Below are 13005 nucleotides of genomic sequence, written 5' to 3'. Positions count from 1 at the left end.
GTACTATCATGAATGATAGCACCCGCCGATCCAGGCAGCGCAAGTCCGGTCGGACCGGCTGTGCGGTCGAGGCGACGCTGTCGGTGATCGGCGGCGTCTGGAAACCGGTGCTGATCTTTCACCTGCTCGAAGGCAAGTTGCGCTTCAATGCGCTGTGTCGTCTGATACCCTCGGCGACGCCGAGCATGATCACCCTGCAGCTGCGCGAGCTCGAGGCGGACGGGATCGTCGCGCGGACCGTTTTTCCCGAAGTTCCGCCCAAGGTGGAATACGCCCTGACCGACCTCGGGCAGTCGCTCGCCCCGCTGCTGCTGAGCATGCGCGACTGGGGCGAACGCCTCCAGAGGTCGGACGTGGCCGCTGCCAAGGGTATCGCCGAGACCGCCACCGTGACCGACCCGCTCCGAGCTCCCTGAGCGGCGACCACGCCCGTCCGGCGCGGGGCCCGACGAGGCCACGGCCGTTCGGCCGGACCTTCATGTTTCGTTAACCCAATAATCCTTGCCGCCGCCCGGGAATCGTGGCGTCTTGTAACGCGAGGAGGCCGAATTGCGGCCTCGACGCGTTAGAGACACGAGGTCGCGGTGGCGATGGAGGATAGCACGGACGAGACGATGGCGCGCCACGCCCGGCTGTTGTCGGGACAGTTGCGCTCGCTGTCGGAACGGATCTATCCGCCGGACGCCCGCAAGAGCCTGCGCACCTTCTCTTCGCCCGAGGCGGCCCGCCTGATCGGCGTCAGCGACAGCTATCTGCGCCAGCTGTCGCTGGAGGGCCAAGGGCCGACGCCGTCGGTGGGTCCGCAGGGCCGGCGCGCCTACACCCTGGACCAGGTCAACGAGCTGCGCCACCTGCTCGCCGGCCGGCGCGGATCGGAGGCCCAGACCTACCTGCCGCGCCGCCGCCCGGGCGAGCGGCTGCAGACGATCGCGGTGTGCAACTTCAAGGGCGGCAGCGGCAAGACCACCAGCGCGGTCCACCTCGTCCATCATCTCGCGATGAAGGGCCTGCGCGTGCTGGCGGTCGACCTCGACCCGCAGGCGTCGCTGACCTCGATGTTCGGCCTTCACCCCGAGTTCGACGTCGAGGAGAACCGCAGCCTCTACGGCGCGATCCGCTACGACGACGGCCGGGTGCCGACGCGGCAGGTGATCCAGCCGACCTATTTCCCCGGCGTGTCGCTGATCCCCGGCAACCTCGAACTCGCCGAGTTCGAACACGACACCCCGAAGGCGCTCGCCCGCGGCGGCGCGGCCGGCGCCTTCTTCCTCAGGATCGCCGCCGCGATCCGCGAGGTCGAGGCCGACTTCGACGTCTGCGTGATGGACTGTCCGCCGCAGCTCGGCTTCCTCACCCTCGGCGCGCTGGTGGCGGCGACCGGCCTGCTCGTCACCATCCACCCGCAGATGCTCGACGTCGCCTCGATGGCGCAGTTCCTGCTGATGATGGCGGACCTGTTGTCGGTGGTGCGCGAGGCCGGCGCGCCGGTGCGCCACGATTTCCTCAAATACGTGGTGACGCGCCACGAGCCGTCCGACGGGCCCCAGCTCCAGGTCGTCGGGCTGCTCAGGGCACTGTTCGGCGACGACGTCCTGAAAGCGGTGGCGCTGAAGTCGGCGGCGATCGAGGACGCCGGCCTCACCAAGCAGACCGTCTACGAGATCGCCCGCGGCGCATCGACCAGCCGCGACACCTACGACCGCGCGGTGGAGAGCATGAACGCGGTCAACGCCGAGATCTTCGGTCTCGTCGAGAAGGCATGGGGGCGGTCGTGAAGCGCTCGCAGTTCCTGAAGGACCTCCTCGCCGTCCGGCCCGAGGACACCGCCGCGGCGGCCGCCCCCTCCCCTACCCCGGCGCACGTCAAGTCCGGCGCGGCGCGTTCCTTCGAGGAGGCGATCGGCCGGCTGGTCTCGACCGGCGGCGTCGTCGCGGTCGACCCCGCGGCGATCGACCGTGCCGACCTCGCCGACCGCATGGAGGGCGACGACGGCGCCGCCTTCTCGGCGCTGAAGGCCTCGATCGCCGAGAACGGCCAGGAGGTGCCGGTGCTGCTGCGCCCGCACCCGACCGATCCCGCCCGTTACCAGACCGCCTACGGCCACCGCCGCGTCCGCGCCGCCCGCGAGCTCGGGCTCCAGGTCAAGGCGGTGGTCCGGCCGATGACCGACGCCGAGTTGGTGCTCGCCCAGGGCCTCGAGAATTCGGCGCGCGAGGACCTCACCTTCGTCGAGCAGGCCCGCTTCGCCGCCGCCATCGAGGCGGCCGGCCACGGCCGCGAGGTGGCGATGCGGGCGCTCTCGGTCGACAAGACCTGGCTGTCGCGGATGCTGTCCGTGACCCGGGCGGTGCCGGCCGACGTGGTCGCGGCGATCGGGCGGGCGCCCGGCGTCGGCGCGCGGCGCTGGATCGAGTTCGCGGAGGCGATCGGCGCCGACGGCGCGGTCGCGACCGTGCGCGGCCTGCTCGCCGATCCCGCGGTGCGGGCGCTGCCGAGCGAGCGGCGCTTCGCCCGCGCCCTCGCCGCGCTGGCGGAGCCGAAGGCGGCGGCGACGGAAGAGGTCACCGATGCCGGCGGCGTGCCGCTCGGCACCATCAGGCGCGCGGCGAAGCGCGTCACCATCACCACGGACCGGCGCTTCGGCGACTGGCTGGCGGCCCGCCTCGGCGAGCTGCACCGTCGCTTCGAGGCGGGGTCCGATCCCGAGACCGGCAGAGAACCGGAGGACTGACCCCGCAAAGAGAAAGGGCCCCCGAGACGTTTCCGCCCGGAGACCCCTTGGTCGTGTAGCAACTCCAAGGAATCATCTCCCCGACCGGATGTCAATGGCTCCGTCCGCCGTGACGGGGAACCCTGGCTCTTTGCCTCTCGACGAGGAGGCAAGGCAACGATGACCCATGTCGCGACGGCGCCCTTCGGGGCGCGGCGTCTGACGCTGGCCCAGGTGGCGGCGCAGGCGACGGCGGAGGCTTGCCCGCCGGAGGCGAGCGTCGACAAGTGGCGGATCCTCAAGGCGGTGACCGAGGCGCGCACGCGGCTCGGCATCTCCGACCGTGCCGCGGCGGTACTCGGGGCGCTGCTGTCGTTCCATCCGGGCGACGAGATCGCCGCCGGCGCGATCGTGTTCCCGTCGAACCGGGTGCTGTCGCTCCGGGCGCACGGCATGTCGGCGCCGACGCTGCGACGCCACATCGGGGCGCTGGTCGACGCCGGCCTGGTCGTGCGGCGCGACAGCCCGAACGGCAAGCGCTACGCCCGCAAGGGCGAGGACGGCACGATCGCCCTCGCCTTCGGCTTCGAGCTGACGCCGCTGGTGGCGCGGGTCGCCGAGTTCGAGGCTGTGGTCGCCGAGATCCGCGCCGAGGCCCGCGAGTGCGCACAGCTGCGCGAGCGGATCACCATCCTGCGCCGCGACCTCGACAAGGCCATCGGCCTTCTCGCCGAGACCGACGCCGATTTCGACGCGGAGACCGCCGTCCGCGATCTCGCGGGCGCGATGGGCACCCCGATGCGCGGGCTCGGCGTCGAGGCCCTGGGCGATCTCGCCTATCGGCTCGGCCTCGCCCGTGCGGAGATCTACAAGCGCTTGGCCGGACTCGTGAAAACCGAAAATCCGAGCGCCAGTGACGTTCAGAACGAGCGCCACAAACAGAATTCAAACCCGACTCCTCCTCTTGACTCTGAACCCTCCTTCGAAAAGGAGCGGGTGGACGCGGCGGAGCCCGGATCGGCGAGCGCGGCGGCGGTTCGCCTCGATCTTCCCGCCATCCTGGCGGCGTGTCCCGACCTGCGCGACTGGGCCGGACAGCCGATCCGCAGTTGGGACGATCTCGTGCAGGCCGCGGAGGCCGTTCGCCCGGCGCTCGGCGTCTCGCCCGACGCCTGGGCCGACGCGGTTGCCGCGATGGGGCCGTCGGGCGCGGCGGTCACGGTGGCGACGATCCTGCAGCGCGCCGCGGACATCCGTTCGCCGGGTGGCTATCTGCGCAACCTGACCGAACGGGCGAGGGGCGGGCGCTTCAGCCCTGCGCCGATCGTGGTGTCGCTGCTGCGCAAACGAGCGCGCGACGGCGCGGGTGCCGCAGCGTCGGGGTCGCGGGTGTGAGCGGCGGCGCGTTGAGCGCGCTCAACCGTCGGGCAGGGCGGTGTCGGCGGCGACGCGGGATGTTGAGCGCGCTCAACTCCGAGCGCACCGGATCCGGTTCTCCCAAACCGTCAGAACGACAGGTCGAGGATGCGGCCCTCGAACAGACGGTCGCGCGAGCCGGTGAGGTGGTCGAGCATCAGGCTGCGCGCGAGGTCGGCGTCGCCGTCGGCGATGGCCTGATGGATGGCGCGGTGTTCCTCGAACACACCCTCCAGCATCTGGCGCGGACCGACCAGCGACAAGCCGTGCAGGTGCATGCCGACCGCGATGTGCTGCTTCAGGGCGTCGAGCGAGGCGGTGTAATAGTGGTTGTTGGCCGCCTCGGTGACCGCGCGGTGGAACTGGAAGTCGGCGTCGGTGCGATGGAGCTGGTGGCGCGTCGCTTCGCGCAACTCGGCGAGCGCGTCGGCGATCCGGGTCAGCGCGGCGGCGTCGCGGCGGCGGGCGGCGAAATAGGCCGCCGCCGGCTCGATCGTCATGCGGAATTCGTAGCAGCGCTGGATGTCGGCGATCGAGCGGACCGGGCTGAAGCCGAGCTGGGGCGCCCGCATCGCCTGGGCGGCGACGAAGGTGCCGGCGCCCTGGCGGGCGTAGACCAGACCCTTCTCGCGCAGTCGGCCGATGGCGTCGCGCACCACCGGGCGGGAGACGCCGAGCATGGCGGCGAGCTCGTGCTCGCCGGGCAGGCGACTGTCGGGCGCGTAGTTGCCGGCGTTGATGCGCTCGAGCAGTTGGTCGACCACCCGGTCCACCAGCTTGGCCGGGCGGGCCTTCTCGGTGCGCGCGAGACCCTTCTCCCGGCTGTCGTCGTTCTCTGCGTGGCTCACGAAGTCACTCCGGCGGCGGATCCGAGCGGCAACAGGCGAAGCAGCGTCTCCGGCGACCCGAACCCGCCCGACTTTACAGAGCAGGCGAGGGCGACGCCATCGTTCGTCGTCACCGTGAACCAGGGAACGCCGTCCTCGACCTCGCCGCGCGGCGAAACCACGCCGACGCCGAGGGCGGCGAGCACCGCGAGCGCGGTGTCGCCGCCGCCCGTCGCCAGCATGGCCGGCCGCAGCCGCCGCACCAGCGTCGCGACGCCGGCGCCGAAGCGTTCGGCCACCGCGGCGGGGTCGTCGTCGATCGCGCCGGTGCAGCGCAGCACCGCGGGGAGGGCGGGGAGGGCGTCGGGGGCGAACCGGCCGTGCGGCGCGTCCACCGGCCGGCCGACGAGCCCGGTGGCAACCAGTCGGTCGATCTGGGCGGTGGTGATCGGGTCGCGCGAGCCGAAGGCGAACAGCGTGTCGCCGGCCGGCGCGAAGGGTGCGCGTGCCACCAGATCGGCGACGCCGAGGCGGCGCGCGAGGGCGGCCCCGAGCCCGCGGGCGCCGACCGCGACGGCGTGGCTCCAGTCGGTGGTGGCCGCGACGTGGTCGAGGTCGCCGTCGTCGCGGGCGTCGTGGATCACGGCCGCGACCGCCCGTCCGGCGAACAGCGGTGCGATCGGCAGCGGCAAGGCCACGCCGCGTCCGGTGACGCGGCCGTCGACCGTGAAGCGGGACTGGTCGGGCACCGCCGGCGCGACCACCAGCAGGCGTCGTCCGGTCGCTTCGGCGACGGCGGCGGCTTCCGCGCCGACGTTGCCCTTGAGGCGCGAGTCGATCTTCTTGACCACGACGTCGAAGCCGGCGAGCCGGGCGGCGACCCGCGCCGCCCGCTCGGCGGCGAGCCGCTCCGGCAGGGCGCGGCTCGCGGTGGCGACGGCCACGACGCGGGCGCCGGTTCCGATCGCCTCGTCGAGGGCCGCGGGCGTGACCGCCACCGCCGCCGCGAGCCCCGCCGACACGAAGGGCGCCGCGGTGTCGAGCGCCCCGGTGAGGTCGTCCGCGACGATGGCGACCCGGACCGTCATGTCGCCACGCCCTCCCCGACCAGATGACAGGCGACGTGGTGGCCGGGCCGGACCTCGCGGAAGGCCGGCACCGCCTCGGCGCAGCGTGCCACCGCGATCGGGCAGCGGGTGCGGAAACGGCAGCCGGACGGCGGGTCGAGCGGGCTCGGCACGTCGCCCTGCAGCACCTGTCGGCGCCGGTTCCGCTCGACCTCCGGGTCCGCCTCGGGGACGGCCGAGAGCAGCGCGCGGGTGTAGGGATGCAGCGGCTCGCCGAACACCTGGTCGCGCCGGCCGAGCTCGGCGAAGCGGCCGAGATACATTACGCCGACGCGGTCCGAGATGTGGCGGACCACGGCGAGGTCGTGGGCGATGAAGAGATAGGTCAGGCCGTACTTGTCCTGGAGGTCGAGCAGCAGGTTGATGATCTGCGCCTGGATCGAGACGTCGAGGGCCGAGATCGCCTCGTCGCAGACGACGAAGCGCGGCTGGCAGGCGAGCGCCCGGGCGATCGCGACGCGCTGGCGCTGGCCGCCGGAGAGCTCGTGCGGATAGCGCGCGGCAAAACGGGCGGGCAGGCCGACGTCTGCGAGCAGGGCGGCGACGCGGGTCGCGACGTCGGCGCCCTTGGCGAGGCCGTGGTGGCGGACCGGCTCGGCGACCGCCTCGCCCACCGTCATGCGCGGGTTCAGCGTCGAATAGGGATCCTGGAACACGATCTGGAGGTCGCGCCGGAACGGCCGCATCGCCTTCTCGTCGAGGCCGGCGATGTCGCGGCCGCGGTAGACGACACGGCCGGCCGAGGGCCGGTGCAGGTTGAGCAACGCGAAGCCGGTGGTCGACTTGCCGCAGCCGCTCTCACCGACGAGGCTCAGCGTCTCGCCCTCGAAGATGTCGAAGCTGACGTCGTCGAGGGCGTGGACGGTGGCCGCGCGCTCGCCGAAGGCGCCGAGGCGGACGTGGAAGTGCTTGGTCAGCCCTTCGACGCGGATCAGGGTTTCGCCGTCCATCACGCCGCCTCCGCGCGGATTCGCACCGCCACCGGGCAGGCGACGCGGTGCCTACCGCCGCCGGGCAGCGCCTGGAGCTTCGGGACCGCCGCCGTGCAGGCCGGCTCGGCCATGGCGCAGCGCGGGGCGAAGGGGCAGCCGGGCGGCCGCCTTCCGGGCTCCGGCGGCGTGCCGCCGATCGACGACAGCCGCGACGCGGTGGCGTCGGAGAGCTTCGGGATCGAGGCGAGCAGGCCGCGGGTGTAGGGGTGGCTCGGCCGGGCGAACAGGTCGTCGACGGGGGCGTCCTCGACCACGGTGCCGGCATAGAGCACGACGATGCGGTCGGCGAGGCCGGCGACGAGCGCGAGGTCGTGGGTGATCCACACCACGGACATGCCGAGTTCGGCGCGCAGCCGCTTCACCAGTTCGACGATCTGGGCCTGGATGGTGACGTCGAGCGCGGTGGTAGGTTCGTCCGCGATCAACAACTCAGGATGGCAAGAAAGTCCGATTGCGATCATGACGCGCTGGCGCATGCCGCCGGATAGTTCGTGCGGATAGGCGTCGAGCCGCTGCTCCGGGCTCGGGATGCCGACGAGGCGCAGGAGTTCGGCGGCGCGGGCCCGTGCCGCCGCCTTGTCGAGGCGGCGGTGGTAACGCAACGCCTCGGCGATCTGGTCGCCGATCCGCATCACCGGGTTCAGCGAGGTCATCGGGTCCTGGAACACGAAACCGACCTTGCCGCCGCGGATCTCGCGCATCTCGCCACGCGACATCGTCAGGAGGTCGCGGCCGTCGAGGCGGGCGCTGCCGCCGGCGACGCGGATCTTGTTGGGCAGCAGCCGCATCAGCGAGAGCATGGTCAGGCTCTTGCCGCAGCCGCTCTCGCCGACGATGCCGAGGGTCTCGCCGCGGTCGACGTGGAGGTCGATGCCGTCGACGACGGTGGCGGGACCGCGGCGGCCGTCGATCTCGACGACGAGGCCGCGGACGTCGAGCAGGCGTTCGGCGCCGGTCATTTCTGGCCCCCCGGTCATTTCTGGCCCCTGGGATTGAGCGCGTCGTTGAGACCGTCGCCGAGGAAGGAGAAGGCGACGGTGGCGAGGCCGAGCACCGCGGCCGGCGCCGCCAGCAGGTGCGGATGGTGCTGCCAGACCCGGAGGCCGTCCGAGATCATGTTGCCCCAGCTCGGCACCGGCGGATTGACGCCGACGCCGAGGAAGGAGAACGCGCTCTCGAGCACCATCGCGGTGCCGAGGCCGGCGGAGACGGCGACGATCAGCGGCCCGAGCGCGTTCGGCACGATGTAGCGGGCGAGGATCACCCGGGTCGGCAGGCCGAGGGCGCGGGCGGCGGTGACGTAGGGCCGGTTGCGGATCGACAGTACCTGGGCGCGCACGAGGCGGGCGTAGGGCGGCCAGGAGATCAGCGCCATCGAACCGAACACCAGCAGGAAGTCGACCCACATGGTCTCGCGGAAGAACGGGTTCAGCGTCTCCATGTAGCGCGCCTCCATCCAAGCGCCGATCGGCGTCTTCAGCGAGGCGTTGATGACGATGACGAGCAGGAGGTTCGGCACGCTCATCACGAGGTCGGTGACCCAGCTGACGATCCGGTCGGTCCAGCCGCCGAAGAAGCCGGCGGCGGCGCCGAGCGCGGTGCCGATCGCCACCGCGACGCCGGTGACCACGATCGCGACCACGAAGGCGGTGCGGGTGCCGTAGATCACCCGCGAGAGGAGGTCGCGGCCGAGGTCGTCGGTGCCGAAGGGATGGGCGAGCGAGGGGCCCTGGTTGCGGGCGTCGAGCGCCTGGGTCAGGAAGTCGTAGGGCGTCAGCCACGGCCCGAACAGGGCGACGAACGCGAGCAGCGCGATCACCACGAGGCCGAACACGGCGAGCCGGTTGCGGGCGAGCCGGTCCCAGGCGTCGCGCCACAGGCTGGTCGGCCCGTCGTCGGCGGCGGGGGAGGGGAGGGGCCCCGGGGACGAGGCGAGGGGAGCGGTCGGAGCGGACATCTCAGCGTCCCCGGCTGCCGTCGGCCGCACGCGGATCCAGGAGCGGATAGGCGACGTCGACGAGGAGGTTGGACAGCATCACCAGGAAGGACCCGATCAGCGTGATGGCGAGGATGACGGGATAGTCGTTGTCGGTCAGTGCCTTGACCGTGAGCCGGCCGAGGCCGGGCAGGCCGAACACCAGTTCGACGAAGATCGCGCCGTTGACGATGGTGATCATGATCAGCCCGAGCTGGGTCACCACCGGCGTCAGCACCGGCCGGAGCACGTGGCGCAGCGCCACCACCAGGTCCGGCACGCCCTTGGCGCGGGCGGTGCGCACGAAATCCTCCGAGAGCACCTCGATCACCGCGGCACGGGTCTGGCGCACGATCAGCGCGATCGGCTGGAACGACAGCACGATCAGCGGCAGCAGCACCCGGACGTCGGCGAGGCCGCCCCAGCCGTAGGGAATGCGGCCGTCGGGCAGCACCATGATCAGCCCGACCATCAGCAGCGGACCGGCGACATAGGGCGGGATCGCCCAGAGCAGCAGCGCGCCGCCGAGGATGGCGTAGTCGGTGCGGGTGTTCTGGTTCAGCGCGGCCACCATGCCGAGCGGCACCGCGACCACCGCCGTCAGCACCACCGCGGCGAGGCCGAGCTGCAGCGACACCGGCGCCGCCGCCTTGATCATCGCCCAGACCGAACGGCCCGAGGTCAGCGAGTTGCCGAGGTTGAAGTGGAGGAGGTTCCAGAGATAGGCGCCGAACTGCTCGGCGAAGGAGCGGTCGAGCCCGGCGGCGACCCGGATCGCCTCGATGCGGGCGGGGTCGTAGGCGACGTCGCCGGGGGCGCGCAGGAAGATCAGCTTGATCGGGTCGCCGGCGCCGTAGAAGGCGAGGGCGTAGACGCCGAGCATGACGAGGATCACCGAGGGGATCCAGAGCAGGAAGCGGGTGGCGACGTAGCGCAGCATGGTCGTTCGGATCCCGGAGGCTCGGGGGGACTCGCGGCGTCGTCGCCCGCGTCCGTCGTCGCAAGTCGCCGCCCGGCCGCGAGCCCCCGGGAGGAAGGGGAGGGCGGTCGGGCGGCGAAAGGGCGCCGGCGGCTGGCACCGCCGGCGCGCGGTGTCAGCCGATCGAGATGTCCCAGGGGGCGACGATCTGCCAGTCGAGGTTCTTCTCCATGCCCTTCACCTCGGCCCGCGCCCAGCGCGACATGGTCTGCGAGTACCAGGGCAGGAAGACGAAGTCGTCGCGGAACAGCTTCTGCGCCTCCTGCGCCATCCGCACGCGCTCGGGATCGTCGGCGGCCTTGGTGGCGGCCTCGGCGAGCAGGGCGTCGACCTTGTCGTTCTTGTAGCCGCCGATCTTGTTCTTGGCGTTGCCCGAGGTCGAGGCGATCGAGCCGGCGAGGTAGGACACCGCGTCCGGCACGCGGGTGCCGACGTCGTCGCGGAAGATCTGGACGGCGTTCTGGTCGGGGCCGGCGTACTGGTCCTGCTGCGGCTTCATGTCGACGGCGGTGATGCCGAGGTTCTGGCGCCACTGCTCGGCGATGTACTGCGCCGCCGCCTCGTTGGCCGGCGAGGAGATGCCGACGAACAGGAGGCGCGGCAGCCGCTCCGGCCCGCCGTAGCTCGATTCCGCCAGCAGCTTCTTGGCCTCGGTGGGGTCGTAGGGATAGGGCTCGAAACCGGAGTTCTCGGCGCCGGGAACGGCGTTGAGGATCTGGTCGGCCTTCTGGTGCGGGCCCTTCGGGAAGCTCGCCTTGAAGAGACCCTCGCGATCGACGGCGAGGATCAGCGCCTTGCGCACCTTCGGGTCGTCCATCGGCGCGCGGGCGACGTTGAACCAGAAGTGCTGGCTGGTCGGGATCTGCGGTCCGGCGGCGAACTCGGCGCCGAGGTCGTCGACGATGGTGGAGGTCACGAGCTCGGTGTGGGCGAGGTATTCACCCGACTGCAGCAGCGACGTCGCGGTGACGTTGTCCTCGATGCTGTCGATCTCGATGCGGGCGAGCTTGGGCTTCGGCCCGAAGAAGTTCTCGTTCGGCTCGAACACCAGCTTGCCGGCGTCGAGGTCGATGCTGGTCAGCTTGAACGGGCCGGAATAGACCGCGCCGTTGTCCGGCATGTACCAGTCCTGGACCTCGGCGCCGTCGGAGCCGCGCGACTGCGACACCTTGGTGATCGGCACGATGTGGTTGGCGAGGCGCATGAAGAAGATCGGGTCCGGCGCCGACAGCTTGACGACCACCGTGCCCTCGTCGGGCGTCGACACGCCGGCGAGCTCGGTGGCGCCGCCGGCGACCGCGTCGAAGCCCGCGACGTGGGCGAGCACCTGGTCGGCGCGCTGGCTCTTGGTCGAGGGCATCGCCGCGAGCTCCCACGAGCCCTTGACGTCGGCGGCGGTGATCTTCGAGCCGTCCGAGAAGGTCGCCTTCGGATCGAGCGCGAAGGTCCACTCGGTGGCGTCGGCGTTCGGCGTCCACGAGGTGAAGACGTAGGGGTGGATCTGGCCGGCGCCGTCGAAGTACATCGGCGAGGCCCACCACGCCGAGTTCCAGCGGAACGGCACGCCGCCGCCGCGCAGCGGCGACCAATCCTGGTTGAAGGCGGGGTTCGCCACCTTCAGCACCTGGCCGTCGGCGGCCATCACGATGCGGCCGGACAGGCCGAACACGGTCACCGCGGCACCGGCGCCGAGACCGAATTTCAGCGCCGTGCGACGCGACACGTCGCCGAGGCCGCCGCCTGCGGAAGTCCTGCTCATCCCGTCCTCCCCTTTTCCGATCGTGCGTCCGCGGCGGTTCCCGCCCCTCCAGGCGGCCGTGCGGCGTCGGCGCGACGTTGGCGCGTTCCTGTAAATATGTCAACAGCGATGTGCCGATCCTCTCGTCATGGCGCCCGAGAACGAAGAGAATTCCGCGGTAATCCGCTGTTCCGGTTGGATCGATCGGATCGTCGCGCCGCGACACGACTTGACAAATTGTCAGCTGGCGGGACACAACGGTCCGACCGGCGCGGTCGAGGGCCGCCGGGGAGCGGCCATCGGAGGGGAGGAGGAGCGGTGATGTCGAAGCCACGGATCGGCGGGGTGTATTGTGCCGCGGTGACGCCGCTCGACGCCGAGCTCTCGCCGGACCTCGCCCGTTTCGTCGCCCACTGCCATCGCCTGCTCGACGCCGGCTGCCACGGCGTCGCGTTGCTCGGCACCACCGGCGAGGCCAATTCCTTCTCGCTCGCCGAGCGTCGCGCCATCCTGGAGGCCGCCGTCGCCGGCGGGGTCGATCCCGCCCGGCTCATGCCCGGCACCGGCCTCTGCGCCCTCGCCGACACGATCGAATTGACCCGGCACGCGCTGTCGCTCGGCGTCACGCGCGTGGTGATGCTGCCGCCGTTCTACTACAAGGGCGTTGCCGAGGACGGCCTCTACGCCGCCTACGCCCACGTTCTCGACGCCGTGGCCGACGACCGGCTCGAGGTCGTGCTCTACCACATCCCGCAGGTTTCCGGCGTTCCGATCGGCCACGGCCTGATCGCGCGCCTGATCGCCGCCTACCCGGACACCGTGGTCGGCATCAAGGATTCCGCCGGCGATCTCGCCAACATGGCGGCGATCGCCGCCGCCCATCCGGGCTTTGCGGTGCTGGCCGGCGCCGACCCGCTGCTGCTGCCGCTGCTGGGCCTCGGCGGTGCCGGCTGCATCACCGCGACGTCCAACCTCGTCGGCGACAGCTTGCGCACCGTCTACGACCATCACGCCGACCCCGCCGCGGCCGACCGTGTCGCGGCGGCGCAGGCGCGGATCGAGGCCTGGCGCAACCTCTCCAACAGCTACGTCCAGATCCCCGCGATCAAGGCCATGGTCGCCGCGACCACCGGCGAGGACGGCTTGGCCCGGGTCCGGCCGCCGCTGGTCGCGCTCGACGCCGCCGCCCGCGCCGCGCTCGCCGCCAAGCTGGAGACGCTGCCGTGATCCCGCCCGCGACC

The 13005-nt window shown here is 71.7% G+C and carries 12 protein-coding genes; 5 read left to right on the top strand and 7 right to left on the bottom strand.

The features are described from left to right. The first annotated feature begins 8 nt into the window (after positions 1-8). The 4 genes from EDD54_RS22450 (at position 9) to repC (ending at position 4105) form a co-directional block, all read left to right on the top strand. The gene (locus tag EDD54_RS22450) at positions 9-416 is read left to right on the top strand and encodes a winged helix-turn-helix transcriptional regulator (protein ID WP_126542002.1); all 408 of its coding nucleotides are present in this window, start codon (positions 9-11) and stop codon (positions 414-416) included. Between the two features lie 174 nt (positions 417-590). Beyond that, positions 591-1775, top strand: a complete 1185-nt coding sequence (gene repA, locus EDD54_RS22445; protein ID WP_126542003.1) for a plasmid partitioning protein RepA — start codon at positions 591-593, stop codon at positions 1773-1775. Next, a complete protein-coding gene (gene repB, locus EDD54_RS22440) occupies positions 1760-2731 on the top strand; it encodes a plasmid partitioning protein RepB (protein ID WP_126542004.1) in 972 nt (323 codons plus the stop codon). Before repA ends, repB begins: the two co-directional genes overlap by 16 nt. Positions 2732-2890: 159 nt before the next feature. Further along, positions 2891-4105: a plasmid replication protein RepC gene (gene repC, locus EDD54_RS22435; RefSeq protein ID WP_126542005.1), complete on the top strand. Its 1215-nt coding sequence runs from the start codon at positions 2891-2893 to the stop codon at positions 4103-4105. Between the two features lie 110 nt (positions 4106-4215). On the opposite strand, the gene EDD54_RS22430 is transcribed toward repC, so the two are convergent. The 7 genes from EDD54_RS22430 to EDD54_RS22400 form a co-directional block, all read right to left on the bottom strand. Further along, complete coding sequence (locus tag EDD54_RS22430; RefSeq protein ID WP_126542006.1) at positions 4216-4974, bottom strand: FadR/GntR family transcriptional regulator; 759 nt, start codon at positions 4972-4974, stop codon at positions 4216-4218. Next, positions 4971-6041, bottom strand: coding sequence for a four-carbon acid sugar kinase family protein (locus EDD54_RS22425; RefSeq protein ID WP_126542007.1), 1071 nt, complete (start codon positions 6039-6041; stop codon positions 4971-4973). The genes EDD54_RS22430 and EDD54_RS22425 overlap by 4 nt, the downstream gene beginning before the upstream one ends. Then, entirely contained in the window at positions 6038-7030 is a 993-nt protein-coding gene (locus tag EDD54_RS22420) for an ABC transporter ATP-binding protein (protein WP_126542008.1), read from the bottom strand. The genes EDD54_RS22425 and EDD54_RS22420 overlap by 4 nt, the downstream gene beginning before the upstream one ends. Then, positions 7030-8031: an ABC transporter ATP-binding protein gene (locus EDD54_RS22415; RefSeq protein WP_126542009.1), complete on the bottom strand. Its 1002-nt coding sequence runs from the start codon at positions 8029-8031 to the stop codon at positions 7030-7032. The genes EDD54_RS22420 and EDD54_RS22415 overlap by 1 nt, the downstream gene beginning before the upstream one ends. A 14-nt stretch (positions 8032-8045) precedes the next feature. Further along, the gene (locus EDD54_RS22410; protein ID WP_126542010.1) at positions 8046-9029 is read right to left on the bottom strand and encodes an ABC transporter permease; all 984 of its coding nucleotides are present in this window, start codon (positions 9027-9029) and stop codon (positions 8046-8048) included. Position 9030: 1 nt separating this feature from the next. Further along, complete coding sequence (locus tag EDD54_RS22405; RefSeq protein WP_126542011.1) at positions 9031-9987, bottom strand: ABC transporter permease; 957 nt, start codon at positions 9985-9987, stop codon at positions 9031-9033. Positions 9988-10141: 154 nt separating this feature from the next. Then, positions 10142-11785: an ABC transporter substrate-binding protein gene (locus tag EDD54_RS22400; RefSeq protein ID WP_126542012.1), complete on the bottom strand. Its 1644-nt coding sequence runs from the start codon at positions 11783-11785 to the stop codon at positions 10142-10144. A gap of 300 nt (positions 11786-12085) precedes the next feature. On the opposite strand from EDD54_RS22400, the gene EDD54_RS22395 reads away from it, so the two are divergent. After that, positions 12086-12991, top strand: coding sequence for a dihydrodipicolinate synthase family protein (locus EDD54_RS22395; protein ID WP_126542013.1), 906 nt, complete (start codon positions 12086-12088; stop codon positions 12989-12991). The last annotated feature ends 14 nt before the right edge of the window (positions 12992-13005 follow it).

This window comes from Oharaeibacter diazotrophicus (assembly GCF_004362745.1).
Lineage (GTDB): Bacteria > Pseudomonadota > Alphaproteobacteria > Rhizobiales > Pleomorphomonadaceae > Oharaeibacter > Oharaeibacter diazotrophicus.
The sequence above is the reverse complement of the archived record's forward strand: the minus strand, read 5'-3'. Positions and strand labels throughout refer to the sequence as shown.